Origin of the sequence: Streptomyces sp. ISL-100 (assembly GCF_018614615.1) — a bacterium.
Lineage (GTDB): Bacteria > Actinomycetota > Actinomycetes > Streptomycetales > Streptomycetaceae > Streptomyces.
On the sequence record NZ_JAGGOK010000003.1, the window covers coordinates 62,121 to 78,688 of the forward strand.

Genomic DNA, 16,568 nt, shown 5'->3' on the forward strand with positions numbered 1-16,568 from the left:
GCTCTTGCTGGAGGGCGTTCTAGATTGCTGGGGATTCGGGCCCGTCGGGTTCACCCGGCCCTTCTGAAGCGGATACGCCCCCGTACGTAGGCCGCCTGGTCTCCGCTCTTTCAGGCTGATCATCTTTCGCGCCCACTTCGGGGGTGACCTCACCAGGCTCCCGAGCGGCGACCTTCGTGAACACCTGCTCGGCGCGATCTAGGGTCAACCGCATCGTGCCGTAAGGCCCCACGGCGTACCCGGTCCGGTGCCCGTGCAGGTGCAGTTCCTCCACTGCCTGAAGGCCGGCGTCGGCCTCCGGCACGTCGTCCGGTGGGACGAGGGCGTGCAGTTCCTCCGCCCACTCCCAACCGAGATCACGGAGCACGGTCCGTGCTTCCTCCTGCTCCCATCCGCTTCGCGCCACCAGTCCGTGACGAGGGTCCGTCGAGAAGACCATGTTCGGGTCCGTCATCATCCGGCCATCTCCTCGACTCGTCCCGCAGATTCCGTCTCCTCGGTCTTGGCCGTGGGCCAGGCCGCGAGCTGGAAACGCGCCGGACGGTCGTCGTGCTTGCCGACGCGGCATTCGTCGCCTGCCTTACCCAACGTCTTGTTCATTCGGGTGAGGAAGCGGTCGTACTGCTCGTGCCAGATCACGGACGAGCCCGCCTCCATATACGCGTCTCCCCTGGCGAAAGCCAGGGCAGCGATCTCGTATGCCAGGCCCTCGTGCTTCGCCCAGCAGGGCGGGATCACGTCCTGTGGCTGCCAGGCGTACGTCCGGTTCAGCCAGCGGCACACGGAATCGAGCCACGCCGGCATCGGCTCGATCAACTCGGCGGACAGGGCGCCGAGGTCCCACGGGGCGGGACCGTCGGCGGCCACGGACTCCTCCGTACTCCGCTCCGCGATGTACTCCAGGATCAGTGCGGGCGGCTCGGGGAAGGGCTCGAAACGGGTCAGGGTCTCGGTCATGCGGCAGCCGCTCCTTCACGTCCGGCCCACGCCGCCGCGTGGGCCGTGGCCTGGTTCTTCCTCTCGGTGGCCCGCCGGGTCCGCTCGGCTTCGTTGGCGGCTCGAAGGTCACGGACGTGACCCTCGATCTCGGACCAGGAATCCCAGGTCCACATGCCGTCGAGCCGGGTGACGATCGGCGGGAGGTTGTCCGCGAGGACCAGAGCGTGCCCGGCGGGCAGACCCCTGATCTCGTCTCCTCGAAGGACGGGTTCGAGCGCCATGTGCGAGGCCGTCGAGTGGCCACCGCGGTCCCCACCGGACGTGGTCTTCGTCGTGCGCTCTCGCTCGACCTGACCGCACAGGTCGGACATGTCCTTCAGGAAGTCGGGGTCCTTGTCCCCGGGCAGGACGATGACGTTGTTGGTGAAGGCCGCCAGCTCCTTGGCGGTGTCCTCGCCGAAGCGAGCACGAGCCGACGCCCACGCCTGGAGGCCGTAGACGACCGTGATGCCACGACCCCGGCCGTCGGCGACGCGTTGGCGGAGGGAGGGGATAGGCGCGATGTTCGGCGCCTCGTCCAAGGCCGCGAGGAGAGCGGGGTCGAGCCGCCCGGCCGGGGACGCGAGAGCGTGCGCCTCCGCGAGATCCAGAAGGTCTTCGGCTATCGCGGTGGTCAGCGGAGCGACGCTGTTCACCTCGCTGTCCTTGCCGAGGAGGTAGAGGGTGCCCCCGGCGTCGAGGAACGCGCCGAAGTCCGTGGGGTTCTCTCCGTCTCCCTGGAGGGCGTTGATCACCGACTGGTGCATGAAGGGTTCGAGGGCCGCGTCGAGGGTCGAGGCGGTGTTGCCGACGGTGCGGCTGTCGCCGGTGGTGGCCGTGCGGAGCATGTCCGCCCAGCCGGGGCCAGCGCCCGGGTGGGCGTTGAGGATGCCGAGGGGGGCCGGGTCGGTCAGCTTGCGCGCCCACCGCAGCACCCAGTCGAGGGAGGCGCCGTCGAGGGCGGCGGCGTGGAAGAAAGCAGCGAGGATCTTGGAAGCCTGCCCCTTGTAGAAGGCGCTGCCCTCGCTGGATTGTGCCGCACCGTTGGGGGTGCGCGAGCCCGCGACGAACGCCTTCCCACGCATCATCGCCACCTCCGTGTCGGCTGCGCCGTTGATCGGCGTCCACCGGAACTTCGGCAGGCTCGGAGCGATGTTCTGCGGGTCGAAGACCGCGACGGGCCGGCCGTCCCGCTGCCGCGCGTCGAGGGTGAGTTCGACCAAGTCGGGCTTGGTCGAGGTGGCCAGGACCGGCCCGGCCCAGTTGCGGACGAGCGGGGCGAAGAACCTCATCGTCTTTCCGCTGCCCATCGGGCCGATGACCCGGCATGCCTTGTCGGCGCGGGACCAGAGATCGACGCCCTTCGGGCGCTGCGAGGTACCCAGCGAGTAGCCGAAATCGTGAGGATCGAGGGGGTGGGGCATGACGTACTCCGGAGCGAGGTGGGCGACAAGGAGAGAGGGTCAGCGAGCGGCGGCGTGGTCCTTCGCGAAGCTCACCTCAGCTGCGCGGCGGGGGTGGCTGTCGTCGCTGGTGAGGGAGGGCCGGATCTCGGTGGCCTTCAAGACTGCTTTGGCCGACATCTGGCGCTTGAGTTGTCCCTTGCTCGCGAATCCGGCGTTGCGCCGTCCGCGGTTCAGCAAGAACCAGAGCGTCACCAGGGTTACCGCGCACACGGCCGTCACGGCGTACAGGGCAAGGGAAATGCCGCCGGGCATGATGTCCATTACTCGGCCCTCCGGGCGACGCGGGCCGCCAGGTAGCGCATTCGCCGGCCGCACAGCCGCGACATCGACGCGTCGGGACCGGCACAGCGCGGGGGCGCAGTGTGGAAAGCGCTGTGCAGGTCCTCGGCGGCTCGCCAGATGTGGGCGACGGCCGTACGTACGCGACCTCCAGCGGCGGAGTAGTCGCCGTGGTCCAGCACGAGGGCCAGTTCCTTCATGCGCCGGGCGAGGTCGAGCGCTTCGGCGTGCAACTGGTCGATGTCCTGTCGCACCGCGCGTTCATCGGCGGGAAGCGTGGTGTGGTCGGTGGTGACGGTCATGATGAGGGCTTGTTCCGAATCTGCGTGGAAGGGGTCGGCAGCGGAGAGGAGGCGGTGTCCGCTCATTCGGCGTCCGGGGAGGTGCTGGTCAGGTCAGTCATCGAGCCGGAGGAGAAGCACAGGTGCTGCTCGGCCTCCACCAAGAGGTGCTGGACGCCGGGGTAGATCACCTCGCCGACCTTCCACAGTGCGATCCCGCGACGCAGGCGCATGATGTGCTCGGCAGTCCAGGACGGCAGACCCAGCCGGGCCACCGTCGCCTCCGCCTCCGCCTTCTTCTGGCTGTAGATCACGATGGTGTCGGCCATCTTCAACGCCGCTTGGGTCTCTGGGCTGTCGTCAATGTCGGACAGGTGATGGACGATGAAGATGCAGCTCAGCCCGTATCCCCGCGCGAATTTCAGGAACTTCTCAAGGAGCGATGCGAGTTGGGGGGTTCCGAGGATGTGCCAGGCTTCCTCGCAGACGAGGATGCGCTTGCGCTGCGTGTAGCGGCGGCAGCCGGAGCCGGGGTTCGGCCCCAGCTCCCAGGCCCCGGAGTTCGCGTCGACCACGATGCGGTTGTGCTGCCCCGGCTCCGTCCCGCATTCGCACAGCGGGCGCAGCCAGACCTCTTCGAGGAAGACCGAGATCACGGCGACGAGGATGGTCATAGCGACGCCGCCGGACGGGACCTTGGTCAGGTCGAAAACGATCATGTCGGCGTCGAGATCCACGCCCAGGCTGGTCGGGCCGTCGAGCATGCCCGTCAGGTCGCCGGTCGAGTCCTGTTCGCTGCCGCACAGCCGGTCCAGGACGTAGGACGCCTCCAGGCCGTCACCGAGGAGTTCTTCCTGCGTACGCTTCTTGGCCGTCGCGTCGGACTCTTCCGGGGACCGCAGCGCGGCGGCGACATCGGCCAGGACCGGGGTGCGGCCGAGTTCTCCCGCCCGCTGGTGGGCCCTGCGGATCGCGATCCGCAGGGCAGAGCCGGCGAACTCGTCCAGGGCCTTACCAAGCCCGAGTTCAACGATTGTGCGCACCAGCTCGACTTGCCGCTTGCCCGCGATGGCCGGGTCCATCGGGTTGATGCACGAGGCACCACGGCCGCCGCCGGGCGCGAACTTCACCGGGGCCTTGCCGGTCAGCGAGCGGCCGAGCGCGGCCCACTCGCCCTCCTCGCGCTCCTTCTGCTCCTTGGTGTCGAGGACGACGACCTGACGCCCGAGGCGGATCTGCCGGGCCGCATACGTCTTGGTCAGGGCCGACTTCCCCCGGCCGGTGTCCCCCATGACGATCATGTTGCCGCCGGGCAGGCCGTCACCGAACGCCGAGAACGGGCAGTAGATGAACGCCTTGCCCGAGTACAGCTCCCGGCCGATGATCGCGCCCGCCGTGCCGAGGGTCGGCGGGGCGATCGGCAGGTACAGGGCCTGGCTGGTGGTCGTCTCGGTGTAGAGGGGACGGCGCACCGTCTCGTGCATAGGCGACAGCGGGGCGAGGTCGAGGAGGTCTGTCACTTGATGCCTCCGGCGAGGGGCAGGGTCGTGGCGAAGGCGCGGGCGTGTTCGAGGTCGAGCCATTCGATCCGCAGGTGCGCGTTGCGGGCGCGGGAGGCGGTGGTGCGCTTGGTGCGCTCCAGCTCTTCGGCGCTACGCGAGGAGATGGTGATGTAGCCGACGACGGCGGAGCCGGCCGCGCCGGAGGAGGCCAGGGTCATGCCGCGTGAACCGGTAGCGCTGGCGGCGATCTGGTCGCGCGGGTCGATGTTCTTGCCGCGCTTACGGTCGCGGTCGATCTCGGCCTGGTTGTTCGTGTCCTCCGCGAGCATCCGTTCCACGGCCTTGTCGTTGGGTTCGAGCTGCTGCGTAATCGAGATGGTGCGGATGACGTCGGGCATCCCGATCAGCAGAGGCGAGAGGAAGTCGGGGCCGACGGGGGTCGTGGGCCATCCGACGACCGCGGCCGTGGCGTGGTACCAGCTATCCGTGGAGCCTGCCGCGCGGGTGGCAACGTGGGCGCCGTCGCGGACGTCGACATTGCGGGGGAAGGCGTGCGCCTGCCGGAGGTCGGTGTCCCAGATGGCGTGGTCAGGGTCGTAGGAGTTGCGGATGAACGCGGTCATCCGGCCTTCGTCCAGGGGCGCGATCACCGAGAGGTCGGCGTCCTCCGCGCGGGACCACAGCTCATCCAGGTACGCGGCCATGGCAGCGGCGATCCCTTCGTCACCGGTACCGCGGGCGGCGCCCTCGGCCGCCAGGTCGCGGGTGAACCGGGCGTGGATGGTGATGTAGTAGCGGTGTTCCTCGGCGCTGGTGGAGACGGCGTTGGCCAGTACGTCGTACGAGTCCTTCAGCCACTGCGGGGCGTCCGTCGTCGCGGCCGACTCGTCGCGCTGCGCGATGTAACGCTGATGGGCGTAGGGGTCCGACTTCATCTGCCGGGCCAGAACCTGGATGCGCTTCACCGGGTGTTCTTCGACGTTCCCGAAGGCGTCGAGGAGTTCGCCCCAGCGCTCCAGGGCGACGATCTGCTCGCCGACTTCCTTGCCGCCGAGGCCGGGCGAGGCGATCTCCAGAGTGGCTGTGACGCATCCGGCCTCCGGCTGGAGGACCACAACAGCCTGCTGCCCGCGGACCGTGACCGGGACCCACGTCATGCCAGTGACGCCTTCCGGCTCCACCAGGGCGGCATCCGGCGGGGTGCCGTTTCGGCGTACGCCGGCCTCAACAGCCGGGGACACCCACACGCCGCCCGTGCGGCGGAGTGCCTTGCGGTGGTAGCGGTTGATCCGCCACCAGCGGTAGAGCGTGCGCCGCTGGGACGTGCCCTTGGGCCGGTACGGGGCGTACACAATGACCAGGGCCAGCAGGATCGGCAGGACCAAGCACGCCGCGGCGATGGCCGTCACGCCGTTGAAGAGGTAACCGAACAGGATGCCGGTGACGGCGCCGCCACCGAGGACGACCTGTTCGCCGAGGTCGCGGCGGCCCACCAACCCGGTCGGGCGGTGCTTTCCGAACTGATACGTACGAGTCGACATGGGGTGTCACTGATCCTTGCTGGGGTTCGGTCGTCCGGGTGCCTGGCCGCCCGAGGGCCGCGACGGCGGCGGGGGCGTGACGGAGGGCCCGGAGCCCGAGGTGGTTCCTGATGCGGAAGAGGGAGACGAGGGGGGCGTCTGGCCCGAGCTGCCCGTGCCGGTTGACGGCGAGGAGGGCGGCTGTGCCGTGCTCGGCGCCCCGCTGGCTCCGGGCGGGCGCCCGGCCGAGGCGTGGCCACCGGCCGAGGACCAGTCCGGAGAAGAGCTGACGACCGGGTCGGAGGTCGCTCCCTGGGGACGAGCAGCGGCCGGTGCCCCGGACGTACCGGCGGTGTCGTCGCCGCCCTGCTGGCCTTCGGGCTGTTCGGGCTTGCCGCCGCCTGCGGCGTCGGTGCCCTGCGCGCCCGGGGAGCTGGTGGCCTTGTTCTTCGCCATGTCGACGCCGGCCTTGGCAACGGCGGCCCCGGCCGCGATCGGCCCGGCCACAGCGGTTCCACCGCCCATCTTGGCGCCAGCGGTCTTGGCGCCAGCGGTCTTGGAACCGCCGACCAAGCTGTCCTGGACACGCGCGCCCATCGCCCTGTTCGCGTGCTGGGCGGGGCCGTCGATTGCAGCGGCCGGGCCGGAGGACTGTGCACTCTTGCGGTCGTGGTGGAGGCTGGCCATCTCGTCGCCGAAGGCGGGCACCCACTTGTAGAGGGTGGCGGACGCGAAGACGGCGAGCAGGAGGATCAACGCGCCGACCAGGGTCTTGGAGACCGCGTCGGACATGCTCCCCGAGGTGTCGCTGAGGATCGCGCCGCCGAGGCCGAGCAGGGCGAACAAGATCGGTTTACTCAGGCCGATGGCAAAGATGGCGCCGAACCACTTCTTCGACTTGCCCCACAGGTCGCGGTCGACCAGCCCGGCGTTGACGATCGGCCCGAGCGCGACGGCCACGTAGATGGCCGCGCTGCGGATCAGGAGCTCGATCCACATCAGCAGGGCGCCGCACATCATGATGAGGTTGACCACCAGCAGCTGTCCCACGCCCTCGGTGGGGTTGGCTGCCATGACCTTGAGGATGTTCTCCAGGAACGGCTTGAAGTTCGATGTCGCGTACGGCTCGAAGATGGCCGTGACTTCGTCAATGGCCTTCATCAGCAGTGCGATGGCGCCCGGCGTCATGGCGTTGACCACGAACTGAAGGAGCAGGAAGCCGATTGCCTCGGACACGGCGGTGGTCAGGGCAACTCCGCGGACCGCCCGCTTGGCCACGGCGACCAGCCAAAGAGCCACGGTGAGCAGGCTGGAGGCCGCGAAAATGATCGCGTACTGCTTCAGGAAGCCGGGGCTCGTCAGGTCGATCTTCGTGGTGTTCTGGATCAGCTCCAGCATCTTGCGCAGGAACCAGATGTTCGCCTCGGTGAGCTTCTGCAACAAGAACCCCAGCGGGTCCTTGACGAAGTCCACGGCCGCCTTCGCCTCGCAGACCATCGGGATGTAGCAGAAGGGGTTGGCCACCGCCGAGGGCACGAACACGAACCCGATGACCACGTTGATCATGGCCACCGCCTGAAGGCGGCGGCGCCAGCGGCCCGGGGCTCCCCGCTCGATGGTCAGCAGGCCGGGGGCGTCGTCACGCAGTCGCAGGCGCATTGCTGGCACCTCCCACGTCCGCGAAGCTGTCGGCCGGGTCCGCCTCCTGCATGGCCGGCGGCGACGGCACGAGCGGTTCGGACGGCGTGACGGCCGTCGTCTTCCAGGTGCCGTCCTCCCAGACCAGATCCACGGTCATGCGCAGGAAGGCCACCTGCGGGCGCTGCGTCTCGTCGTTCCCTGCGACGCCGCCCACCGACGCGGTCCACAGCTCGATGCTCGCGGCCTGGTCGGAGTACGAGATCGAACGAGTGGCGAGCGCCGCGGTCCGCGTGATCAGTTCGCTGCCGTCAGCGGTCGTCCCGTCGGCGCCGACCCCACGGTTCTCCATGACCAGACGAGCCGTCGAGTCGGTGTCCGAGGTGACCGAGTGCAGCACGCTCGACGCGGCGGTGGCCGCCAGCATCCGGTGCCGCCAGTCCTCATCGGTGAAGAAGCGAGGGTCGCCGTAGAGCATGGTGGCGCTGACAGCGGCGGCACGCGCGCCGCGCTCGTCGCGCCCGTATGGGGCCGGGAATCCACTCCGGTCTTCGGTGCCGCTCAGCACGGGGTCTTCTGCAGCGGCCGGAACGTAGTCCGAGAAGTCGCCCGAAACGTTGGACGCCTGCCGCACGTCGATCGGAGCGACCAATCCCGTCGAGGCCGAACTGTCCTTCAGCTTCCAGTCATTGGCCTCCCAGGTGAGCGTGACCGTCACCGACTGGAAACCCGTCTTCGGCGTCGCGTGTCCGGCCGCGCTGCCGCGAACCGTCGTGGTCCACAGCCGCACCATCGCGTCGTGGGCGTCGAAGCCCAGGACGTGAGCCGAGAGGACACCGGTACGCGCGACGGTCTTCTTGGCGGAGACCTTGGAGGTGTCGCCCCGCAGGGAGCCGACCGCGTCCTCGGCCGCGTGGTCGGCCTTCTTCACCGCCGCTCCGGCCGTGCCCTTGGCCGCCATGACTGCCACCGCACGGTGCCGCGCGTCCTTGTCCGTGAGGAACCGAGAACTCCCGCTGACCGTCGTGAAGTTGGCTGCCGCTGCCTTGGCGCCGGATCGAGTGTGCGGGTAGCCGACGGGGACGCCGTGCAGCTCGCGCACGCCTTCGCCGCTCGTCTGCGGAGCCGATTGGGCCGGTGCTGACGCGGAGGGGGCCGTGGCCGGAGGGGTGCCCGTCGTCATGCTGACGACCACCCCGGCCGCGGTGACCACTGCCGCGCCGCCGACCGCGATGCCCCAGAACTTGGCCGACGGGCGGCGCGCTCCGTTGGCCTTCGAGGAGGAAACGTTCCTCCGGGATCGGAAAGGCATGGGTCACACACCCATGCCGTACGTGATGGCGAAGATGGTGCCGAAGGAGGCGACGAGGAAGACGCAGGTCAGGCCGCCGACCATCATGCCCTTGCCGCGCGAGCTGTCCATCGTGGAGTGGCCCTCACCGAACCAGCCCTTCGACTTTCCGACACCGGCGAGGAACGCGCCCGCCCCGACGACAAGGACGACGGCGGCGATGACGCCGAGGATCACCTTCGCCGTGCCGCCGAGCTTGCCGAAGGGGCCCCAGTCGGGCTTCACGCCGGACACGACGTCGACTCCGGCGGCGAGGGTGGTGTGCAGGGAGGGATCGGCAGCGGCAGAAAGGAGGTTGTGCATGGTTCAGCCCCTTGGTGCTGTGAGGGATGGTTTGGGATGTTTTGGCGTGATTAGCCGACGTGCCGCATCGCGATGATCTGCGGTTTCCAGTAGCTGAGCGGCTTGATCCGCACCTGAGCCCCGGTGTGCGGGGCGTCGATTACCTGGCCGCCGCCGATGTACATGCCGACGTGCTCAGGTCCGGCGCTTCCGGGGACGCTGAACAGCAGGTCACCCGGGGCGAGCTGGGAGACGGCCTTGACGGCGGTCCCTGCGTGGACTTGGTCGTACGTGGTGCGCGGCAAGTTCACTCCCGCCGCTGACCAGGCCATCTTGGTGAGCGAGGAGCAGTCGCAGCCGCCCACGCCCTCGTACGGCATGACGCAGCTGCCGCCCCACCGGTACCAGGTGCCCAGAGCTGTCTTCGCGGCGGTGATCGCGCGAGCAGCGCCCTTGCCGGCAGGTGCGTCGGGGCTGACGGCGTCGGCCCATTTCGAGGCCAGCGCACGGATGTTGCGCACGTAGTCGCGGGTCTCGGGGTACGGCGGGATGCCGCCGTACTTGATCACCGCGCCGCCGCCCGCGTTGTACGCGGCCAACATGTTGTCCGTCGAGTCGCCCGGCACCTTCTTGACCTCTTTGGCCAAGGTGCAGTCGTACGCGGCCTGCGCGGCGATGGCGTCGGCCGGGTTCCGGATGTCCTTGACCCCGTCGCCGTCGCCGTCCTTGCCGTGCTGAGCCCAGGTCCCCGGCATAAATTGAGCGATGCCGAGGGCGCCGACGGGCGACGTCGCGCCGGAGTTGAAGTTGCTTTCGGTGTAGAGCTGAGCCGCCAGCAGCGAGGCTGTGACCTGCGGGCACTCGCCCGCGTGCTTGTTGATCAGCTCGCGTACCCAGCCCGGTACGGGCGCGTCCGTCTTGATGCCGCCACCAGGGCCGGTTTCCTGCGCGGAGGCGCTGTCAGCCCCTCCGAACGTGGTCAGCATGGCGACACCGGTGATGAGCCCGGCCGTGACGAGTCCCAGGCCAGCTTGCGTGCCCTTGTTCATCGTGGCCCCGTCACGCCCAGGGCAAGGCGGTGACGCGCCAGCCCTTGGCGGTGTGCTCCAGGCGGAGCGCGAGCTGTTCGCTACTGCTGCTCGCGTGGCCGGACTTCGGGGTGGTCGTGAGGGTGTAACTCACGCGGACGAGGGCGGAGGAGGCCGTTACGGCAGGTGCACCGTCGGGTACGACGGCTTCCGTGATCTTGGCCGTCTGCCGGGCCTTCTCGGCCCGCAGGGCGGCCCAGGCGGCATCCTGGCTCGGCCGCTTCTGGGCGAGCACGCCCGCGAGTTCTCCCGAGGCGAGTCGGGCGGCCCGAACGCCGGCATCCGCGTACGAGCTGTCGGCGCCGTCGCGGGCGTCGTGTTCCGCGTAAGCCGTAGCGAAGGCCCGCGCCGTCCGCTCAACGTCTGCCGGGAGCGCGGTAGATGCCGGGGAGGCGGTAGCGCTGCTGTGCGGCGGGGCCGTGTCGGGGATGCCCGCCGAGACGGAGTGCGGCTGCGCGGACGCGGTCGAGGCCGCGGAAGTGCCACTAGAGCTGGAGCAGCCGGTCGACAGGAGGGCCAGGGAACCAGCAACCCCTATTACGGCTGATATAGGTATGAAACGGGTGGATCGAGGCATGCGGGGACCACAACCTTGGTGCAAGAGATTTCGGAAGTGCGAGCGGCGCGGCCCTGCGGGGGCTGGGGCCACGCCGCTCCTTCGCAGGAGGGAGGGGGATTCCTCCTGCGGGCTTTACCGGCGAATGCCGGAGAAATTGAGAAGCAGGCCGGAGCGTGTAGCTCTATCTGCCTGTCTCATATGTGAAAGAGTTCGATCGCGTTTTGCATCTGCGAGAGGGTTGAGCTGCGGGGTGCGTAACTCATATCAAGGTCATCAGTCCCTTGCGTGATTCGGGGGAGATCGCCAATGGATCTCTACGGCCGGGGAATGCCTTGTGGCGTTGGCCGTGCCTGAATCATTGCAGGGGTCCGCGGACAACTCGAATCACGGAAAAAGCCGGAACTTAATTCCTGGAATTAAGTTCCGGCTTTCGCGGCGGAGAGGGTTTGCGGCCCTATGAGGACGCGTGGTGCAGGTGCTCGATGGCCACGCCGAGCCACGGTGCGGCCGGGCCGGTGAGGAGCAGGGGCGCGCACGTGCTGTACGAGAGCACGACGGCGGGCGGTTCAGCGGCGACTCCGGTCAGGAGGACGTGGTCGAACGGCATCCACTCACGAGCCCCCACCGGCAGGAGCCGTACCCCGGCCGACGTGAGCACCACTCGGGCGGCGGTGTGATCGCGCCACTGCGGACGGGCGGCGTCCTCCGCTTCCTGCCGCCGACGGGCGTCGAGACGACCGTTGCTCACCCACCGCCGGCCGAAGGTCGGGTGGTCCTCGAAATACCCGCTCGCCGAGGTCGGGTAGTCGACCCCTGTCCCGTAGAAGCGGGCGGCGGAGCACGCCACGTCCGCGAAGGCGACCTCACCGGCCGCAAGGGCAAGACCGTCCGCCTGGACCGGCACAAGACTGCCCCCGCCCTGGAGGTGAACCGCGAGGGCGGGCGCTGCCTGTACGGCATCGGCGCGGGCGGCGTCCTCAGCCCGGTCGCGTCGGCGAGACCACATCGTCATTCCTTCCTGATCAAGCTGACCGGCCAGGGCCTGTACGGCGCGAGCCACACAGGCCCCGGGCCCGTCATGAGATGACATCACCAGAGGGCGCTGGAGGCAGCGACGGGTGTCCTTGCCCCCTCGTCGTCCTCTTCCTTCAGCCGGGCCAGCAGCACACCAAGCCGGTCGTTGCTGATCGCCTGATGCTTGCGGACGGCGTCCCCTACAACCTCGCGACTGGTCCGTCCGGCTCGCTCGGTAGCCGCTCGCGCGATCGGCAGCAGCTCCGCCAACCAGTCGTCGTCCGCCTCCCGGTCTTGTGGGCATTCCGCGTCGTCCGGGACGGACGGTTTTTCTCCGTCCGTCCAGGTGCGGACCGCCGTGGGCGCGGAGGGTTCCGTGTCCTCCGGAAGTGCTGTGGTTGGCGTGTGGTCCGCAGGTCCGCCGTCCGGTCCGTCCGCGCTCTTGCCCTCCGCCTCTTCTCCGTCCGCTTCGGCGGACGGGTGGGCCGCGGTGTCCTCCGTACGTTCTTCTTCGTCGGGCTGGGGCTCGGCTTTCCGCAGGTCAACGGTTGCTGCGGCGGCGGCCTGCGGCGCGGACGGAGCGTTTGTCAACGGCAGTGGAGGCATCGGCGCCGGTGCTTCCAGCGGACGAGGACGCTGCTGGACTGCGACGCGTTCGAGCATCGGCGACGTCTCGCGGACCGGTCCGGGACCAGAGTCAGCCCCGTCCGGGACCGCCCGCTCAGCCGTCCGCGCCATCAGGATGTAGAGGTGGACCGATCCCGCCAGCGCGAGGGGCGCGAGCATCGACAGCACACCCACGACGCTGTCCGTGAGGTGCAGCGCGGACCGTCCGGCCTGCGGAGAATCGTTCAGCGTGATGGCGTGCAGAGCGTTCGCGCCGAGGCTCGCCCCGGTCGCCGCGAGGAACAAGAACCAGGCGTAGAGCCGCGCGCCGAACCGCTGGTGCCGAAGGAGCACGATCGCCCGCACGCCGTAGGCAATGAACCCGTCGATGAACACCGGGAACAGGTAGGACAAGGTCTCCCTGGCGTGGATCGCGAGGGCGATCTGACGCAGTGCGTCGTACGAGAAGGCGAAGCCGGCCGCGCCGAGCAGGATGATTGCACTGCGGTCCCAGGCCGTCATTCCGCGCAGGCTGTAGCCCTCCTGCCGTGCGGTTCCTGCCGCCGTGTCTATGTGCGTGTGTGACATCAGTGGTTGCCCCCGTCGCGCGGGCTGATGTCCTGCCAGGCCGGGGTCTGCGAGAGGAGCTGTCCGAGCTGTTCCAACGAGGTGACCTCGTGCACGTGCTGACTCGGGCAGCTCACGCACGACACCCGCAGCGAGATTCGTTCCGTGCCGCCCTGATCGGTGTAGTACAGCTCCAGGTGCTGACCCCCAGTCGTGTCAAGCGATGCGAAGGCTTGCAGGTGTTCCTCAAAGCTGAGGAGTCCCAGCACCTCCCAATCGAGCGTGACTGCCGCGTCCCCCAGGAGGGTGCGCGCGAACTTGGACGCTGCGGTGATCGACCGCGGACCCCAGGTGCGGAACGCGGCCTCCCGAGCGGTCTTGCGCCGCTCCTCTGCGGTGGTGAGGTGCTTGGCCGCAGCGAACATGATCGGGTGACTCATCAGGGGCCTTCCAGAAGATCGGTAGTGCGGGGTGCGGTGCCGTCGCCGGGCTCATTGGCGAGGCGGAGAAGAACGTCCGCGTGGCACGGAGCGTCAAGAGGGCATGTGCACATCAGGTTGAGCCCGCGCAGCGCTCGGGCGAAGCGAGCGGCGTAGTGGCGTCCGACCGGGCCCCGGAGCGTGGCTGCGAAGAGGTCCACCGACTCCGCAGCGTCCATCGGGGGACCGAGCGGGGACCGAGCCCCGGCCGTGAACGGGTTCGCGTACCGGCTGCGCGGTCCGACGTATGCACAGGCTGTGGACAGTGCTGCGGCGTCGCGGGGCGCTCCGCGGAGGCGGACGGGCATCATGCCGCCCTCCCGCCACGGCGCCGGTCGGCGCCGATCATCGGCACGAGGGTCGTGACCATCTCGGCCAGACGGCTCGCCACGCGGGCCCCGACGAAGTCGGTCAGGTCCGGCCCGTTCTCATCGCGGGCGGGCAGGTTGGACGTGATGATCGTCGGCAAGCAGTGGTTGTACCTGTAGTTGATCAGCCGGTACGTGACCTCTTCGGTCCATTCCGAGCCCTTCGCCGTACCGAGATCATCAAGGAACAGGTACTGAACCCGGCTGAGCCGTTGAAGCTCGTGTTCTGCGGCGCCCATGACCTGTGAAGGGCGCAGGTTGCCGTACATGTCCGCCGAGTTCACGGCGATCAGCTCGAACCGGTCCGGCCCGCCGGCCGCGATCCTCCGCAAGGCCCCGTATGCCTGGTGCGTCTTACCCGTCCCCGTGAGGCCGGTGAGGAGCAGAGCGCCAGCCCCGGCGTTGTCCTTGAGTGCCCGGTCGGCCCAGCCGATGACCTCCGGCAGCGTGGCTTCCGCGTCACGGAACCGGGGAGGGGTTGCCCTCTGCCAGCGGCTCAGGGCGTAGTCGGCGCGAGCCCGGCAGTGCCACTCGCGGTCTCCGGGGTTCTCTTCCGGTGCCTCGTCGGCGGGGTCGGCGTCCGGCACGGCCTGAAGTCCTTTCGCAGCGAGTATTCGTTCCATTGCGCGCATCGACCTGGCGCTGCCCGCGCGTTCCGGCTCGGCCATGATCAAAATCCGTTCTGGTAAGCGCTGGGGGCAGCGGTGTTCTGAAAGGGAACCCAGCCTCCGGACTGCCGACGCAACGGCACGACATTCCCCTGGGAGGCTGCGGCGGGAGCGTGCGAGGGCAGATCCGCCCAGATGCGCAGCAGATAGCGGGCGGACTGTGGCGGGCGGTCGGCGTTCCATCGCCGCGCCACCATCTCGACCAGCCGTTCATTTCCCCAACGTGCTGCGAGAGCTGTTACCCGATCCCATTCCGATTCGGTCAGTCGCCAGCCAACGAGCATTCCAGCGCTTGTTATGGCTGTTACCAGGCCCTTGGCTCCGTCCGGAACCTTTACCGAGTCCTGCTGGACAGCGCTGTTCTCTCGGCGCGACCCCAGCAAGCTAGCTTGCTCTGTGGTGGTGGTAATACTCCCGTAGGGAGTATTACCACCACGTACGCGCGAGGAAGAAACTTCCGAATCTACGTGCTGAAAGTTCCCACTTCCGACTTCCACGGCCGCGTTCTGGGAAGGAACTTCCTGGACCTTCTCTCCCACTTCTGACTCGTCAGGGCGGAGAGTAGGAAGTTCCTTCCCGGAACTGGCGCTTTCCTCAGCGGTCCCGCTGCACAGCAATATGGAGTAGGTGTTGGGGTTGGAAGCACCCCCTCCACGCTCGTGGCTGAGTTCCCCGAGCTTCGCCAGCTCTCCGAGGCATTTCGTTATCGAGCGCGGCGTAAGACGGGTAAGCGTGGATATCTCATCCAGAGTCAGCGTCGCCTTGCCGTCGTCGTCCGCCTTACGGGCCAGCGCCAGCATGACGAGGCGCGAGCCCCTGCACGACTTTGACCGTGACCAAATCAGTTCGGTCGCTATGTCACTCATCAGCGCTCACCGCTGCCTATGGCTATGCGACGGCTGAGGGAAAGTCCAAAAGACTGGTCATCCTCCGGGACGTAGCCGTTCTGATGCGGCTCCGGGGTGAGATAGAGCGTTTCGGTAGGGAGATAGAAATCGTGGGCGCGACGCCAGTCGGCGATCCTGCCGAAACCGCGCCTGACCATGCGCGCCACTTCCTCTTCGGTCCTGCGGTCGATGAGCATGCGGTAAAAATCCGATTCGAAGAGGTGGGTAACAGACCGGCGTACGGGATACACCCGTACGAGTACGGCCGTAGGTGCAATTTCTCGGATCTCGGCACTGGTAGCCGTGCGCTGAAATCCGGAGGGGCTGTTCTGAAGCATGGGGAGAACTCCCGTGAACGCAGGGTCCGCCGTGCGGAAGAATCGTTTCTTCGGGAGCGGAGTCAGGCGGCGACGACGCGGAGAGGGGGCGTGCCCTGCCCGGCCTGAGACTTTCGGTAGCGACGGGCGAGTTTCAGCAGATACTCGTGCGTCACGCCAAGCCCGCGAGCGACGATGGCAGCGTCCAGTGAGGGATCAGTGGCGAAGCGCGCAATCACGGCATCCCGGGCGGGCTTGGTCAAGGCCGCGGTGCACCCTCTAAGCGCGCCTTCTACGGCTTTCTTGCTGTCCCGGTCTTTCCACGCACGCCGCAGCTCTGAACGCTCAGAAGCCAGGAGACCGCCCCGGATTCCGTACTCGTCGTCATCCTTGAGGGATTCCACCAGGCACCGGGCAGCGACGGCCAACGGGCATGACGCGCAGAGGTTGCGAGGACGGTTGAGGAAGATTCCCAACTTGGCTTTCACCGAGTCAGGGTCTTCCCGGGGACCGTCTGCGAGAGGGACGAACATGTTGATGTCCTGGTTCGCGCACCGGGCAAATTCGGCCCAGTGCTTACCCGGAGCCTTCTTCGACTCCTCTATGAGGGGCAGCCAGTTTCCCTGGTGCGCAGCCTCGATGAGGCTGGATATGTCAGTGCTCATTTGTATCTCGCGATGTTCGCAGCGCCGCGGATTGTTGCAATCGGGCGCGAAAG

At 68.2% G+C, this 16,568-nt stretch carries 20 protein-coding genes; all 20 read right to left on the bottom strand.

The window, feature by feature from the left end:
• Positions 1-19 precede the first annotated feature (19 nt).
• A complete protein-coding gene (locus J7E89_RS01495; RefSeq protein ID WP_214967269.1) occupies positions 20-457 on the bottom strand; it encodes a hypothetical protein in 438 nt (145 codons plus the stop codon).
• Complete coding sequence (locus tag J7E89_RS01500; protein WP_214967270.1) at positions 454-957, bottom strand: hypothetical protein; 504 nt, start codon at positions 955-957, stop codon at positions 454-456. Before J7E89_RS01500 ends, J7E89_RS01495 begins: the two co-directional genes overlap by 4 nt.
• Positions 954-2,402, bottom strand: a complete 1,449-nt coding sequence (locus J7E89_RS01505; protein ID WP_214967273.1) for a type IV secretory system conjugative DNA transfer family protein — start codon at positions 2,400-2,402, stop codon at positions 954-956. The genes J7E89_RS01500 and J7E89_RS01505 overlap by 4 nt, the downstream gene beginning before the upstream one ends.
• A 39-nt stretch (positions 2,403-2,441) precedes the next feature.
• Positions 2,442-2,705: a hypothetical protein gene (locus J7E89_RS01510; RefSeq protein ID WP_214967276.1), complete on the bottom strand. Its 264-nt coding sequence runs from the start codon at positions 2,703-2,705 to the stop codon at positions 2,442-2,444.
• Entirely contained in the window at positions 2,705-3,091 is a 387-nt protein-coding gene (locus J7E89_RS01515) for a DUF6238 family protein (RefSeq protein ID WP_214967279.1), read from the bottom strand. The genes J7E89_RS01510 and J7E89_RS01515 overlap by 1 nt, the downstream gene beginning before the upstream one ends.
• A complete protein-coding gene (locus J7E89_RS01520; protein ID WP_214967282.1) occupies positions 3,088-4,524 on the bottom strand; it encodes an ATP-binding protein in 1,437 nt (478 codons plus the stop codon). Before J7E89_RS01520 ends, J7E89_RS01515 begins: the two co-directional genes overlap by 4 nt.
• Positions 4,521-6,047, bottom strand: coding sequence for an SCO6880 family protein (locus tag J7E89_RS01525; protein WP_251059946.1), 1,527 nt, complete (start codon positions 6,045-6,047; stop codon positions 4,521-4,523). Before J7E89_RS01525 ends, J7E89_RS01520 begins: the two co-directional genes overlap by 4 nt.
• Before the next feature lie 6 nt (positions 6,048-6,053).
• Positions 6,054-7,685: a hypothetical protein gene (locus tag J7E89_RS01530; protein WP_251059947.1), complete on the bottom strand. Its 1,632-nt coding sequence runs from the start codon at positions 7,683-7,685 to the stop codon at positions 6,054-6,056.
• The gene (locus tag J7E89_RS01535; RefSeq protein ID WP_251059948.1) at positions 7,666-8,976 is read right to left on the bottom strand and encodes a hypothetical protein; all 1,311 of its coding nucleotides are present in this window, start codon (positions 8,974-8,976) and stop codon (positions 7,666-7,668) included. The genes J7E89_RS01530 and J7E89_RS01535 overlap by 20 nt, the downstream gene beginning before the upstream one ends.
• A 3-nt stretch (positions 8,977-8,979) precedes the next feature.
• On the bottom strand, positions 8,980-9,318 hold the full coding sequence (locus J7E89_RS01540) for a hypothetical protein (protein WP_214967284.1): 339 nt from the start codon (positions 9,316-9,318) through the stop codon (positions 8,980-8,982).
• Between the two features lie 50 nt (positions 9,319-9,368).
• Positions 9,369-10,346 carry a bifunctional lytic transglycosylase/C40 family peptidase gene (locus tag J7E89_RS01545; protein WP_214967286.1) on the bottom strand — a complete coding sequence of 326 codons (978 nt, stop codon included), beginning with the start codon at positions 10,344-10,346 and terminating at the stop codon, positions 9,369-9,371.
• Positions 10,347-10,356: 10 nt separating this feature from the next.
• Positions 10,357-10,620, bottom strand: coding sequence for a hypothetical protein (locus J7E89_RS40470; protein ID WP_251059949.1), 264 nt, complete (start codon positions 10,618-10,620; stop codon positions 10,357-10,359).
• Positions 10,621-11,398: 778 nt separating this feature from the next.
• Positions 11,399-11,950 (bottom strand): hypothetical protein, encoded by a 552-nt coding sequence (locus J7E89_RS01555; RefSeq protein WP_251059950.1) that lies wholly within the window; start codon positions 11,948-11,950, stop codon positions 11,399-11,401.
• An 83-nt stretch (positions 11,951-12,033) separates the two neighbouring features.
• Positions 12,034-13,152 carry a DUF2637 domain-containing protein gene (locus J7E89_RS01560; RefSeq protein ID WP_251059951.1) on the bottom strand — a complete coding sequence of 373 codons (1,119 nt, stop codon included), beginning with the start codon at positions 13,150-13,152 and terminating at the stop codon, positions 12,034-12,036.
• Positions 13,152-13,571, bottom strand: a complete 420-nt coding sequence (locus J7E89_RS01565) for a DUF6195 family protein (protein ID WP_214967293.1) — start codon at positions 13,569-13,571, stop codon at positions 13,152-13,154. Before J7E89_RS01565 ends, J7E89_RS01560 begins: the two co-directional genes overlap by 1 nt.
• A complete protein-coding gene (locus J7E89_RS01570) occupies positions 13,571-13,921 on the bottom strand; it encodes a DUF4326 domain-containing protein (RefSeq protein WP_308315292.1) in 351 nt (116 codons plus the stop codon). Before J7E89_RS01570 ends, J7E89_RS01565 begins: the two co-directional genes overlap by 1 nt.
• Positions 13,918-14,646, bottom strand: coding sequence for an ATP-binding protein (locus tag J7E89_RS01575; protein ID WP_251059952.1), 729 nt, complete (start codon positions 14,644-14,646; stop codon positions 13,918-13,920). The genes J7E89_RS01570 and J7E89_RS01575 overlap by 4 nt, the downstream gene beginning before the upstream one ends.
• A 2-nt stretch (positions 14,647-14,648) precedes the next feature.
• Positions 14,649-15,512, bottom strand: a complete 864-nt coding sequence (locus J7E89_RS01580; protein ID WP_214967295.1) for a hypothetical protein — start codon at positions 15,510-15,512, stop codon at positions 14,649-14,651.
• Positions 15,512-15,871, bottom strand: coding sequence for a hypothetical protein (locus tag J7E89_RS01585; RefSeq protein ID WP_214967297.1), 360 nt, complete (start codon positions 15,869-15,871; stop codon positions 15,512-15,514). Before J7E89_RS01585 ends, J7E89_RS01580 begins: the two co-directional genes overlap by 1 nt.
• Positions 15,872-15,933: 62 nt before the next feature.
• Positions 15,934-16,515 (bottom strand): WhiB family transcriptional regulator, encoded by a 582-nt coding sequence (locus tag J7E89_RS01590; RefSeq protein ID WP_214967300.1) that lies wholly within the window; start codon positions 16,513-16,515, stop codon positions 15,934-15,936.
• Positions 16,516-16,568: the final 53 nt, after the last annotated feature.

Coding starts and splice junctions, on each gene's coding strand:
- J7E89_RS01495 (WP_214967269.1), bottom strand. CDS start 457: ATGATGACGGACCCGAACATGGTCTTCTCGACGGACCCTCGTCACGGA.
- J7E89_RS01500 (WP_214967270.1), bottom strand. CDS start 957: ATGACCGAGACCCTGACCCGTTTCGAGCCCTTCCCCGAGCCGCCCGCA.
- J7E89_RS01505 (WP_214967273.1), bottom strand. CDS start 2,402: ATGCCCCACCCCCTCGATCCTCACGATTTCGGCTACTCGCTGGGTACC.
- J7E89_RS01510 (WP_214967276.1), bottom strand. CDS start 2,705: ATGGACATCATGCCCGGCGGCATTTCCCTTGCCCTGTACGCCGTGACG.
- J7E89_RS01515 (WP_214967279.1), bottom strand. CDS start 3,091: ATGAGCGGACACCGCCTCCTCTCCGCTGCCGACCCCTTCCACGCAGAT.
- J7E89_RS01525 (WP_251059946.1), bottom strand. CDS start 6,047: ATGTCGACTCGTACGTATCAGTTCGGAAAGCACCGCCCGACCGGGTTG.
- J7E89_RS01530 (WP_251059947.1), bottom strand. CDS start 7,685: ATGCGCCTGCGACTGCGTGACGACGCCCCCGGCCTGCTGACCATCGAG.
- J7E89_RS01535 (WP_251059948.1), bottom strand. CDS start 8,976: ATGCCTTTCCGATCCCGGAGGAACGTTTCCTCCTCGAAGGCCAACGGA.
- J7E89_RS01540 (WP_214967284.1), bottom strand. CDS start 9,318: ATGCACAACCTCCTTTCTGCCGCTGCCGATCCCTCCCTGCACACCACC.
- J7E89_RS01545 (WP_214967286.1), bottom strand. CDS start 10,346: ATGAACAAGGGCACGCAAGCTGGCCTGGGACTCGTCACGGCCGGGCTC.
- J7E89_RS01555 (WP_251059950.1), bottom strand. CDS start 11,950: ATGTGGTCTCGCCGACGCGACCGGGCTGAGGACGCCGCCCGCGCCGAT.
- J7E89_RS01560 (WP_251059951.1), bottom strand. CDS start 13,152: ATGTCACACACGCACATAGACACGGCGGCAGGAACCGCACGGCAGGAG.
- J7E89_RS01565 (WP_214967293.1), bottom strand. CDS start 13,571: ATGAGTCACCCGATCATGTTCGCTGCGGCCAAGCACCTCACCACCGCA.
- J7E89_RS01570 (WP_308315292.1), bottom strand. CDS start 13,921: ATGATGCCCGTCCGCCTCCGCGGAGCGCCCCGCGACGCCGCAGCACTG.
- J7E89_RS01575 (WP_251059952.1), bottom strand. CDS start 14,646: ATGGCCGAGCCGGAACGCGCGGGCAGCGCCAGGTCGATGCGCGCAATG.
- J7E89_RS01580 (WP_214967295.1), bottom strand. CDS start 15,512: ATGAGTGACATAGCGACCGAACTGATTTGGTCACGGTCAAAGTCGTGC.
- J7E89_RS01585 (WP_214967297.1), bottom strand. CDS start 15,871: ATGCTTCAGAACAGCCCCTCCGGATTTCAGCGCACGGCTACCAGTGCC.
- J7E89_RS01590 (WP_214967300.1), bottom strand. CDS start 16,515: ATGAGCACTGACATATCCAGCCTCATCGAGGCTGCGCACCAGGGAAAC.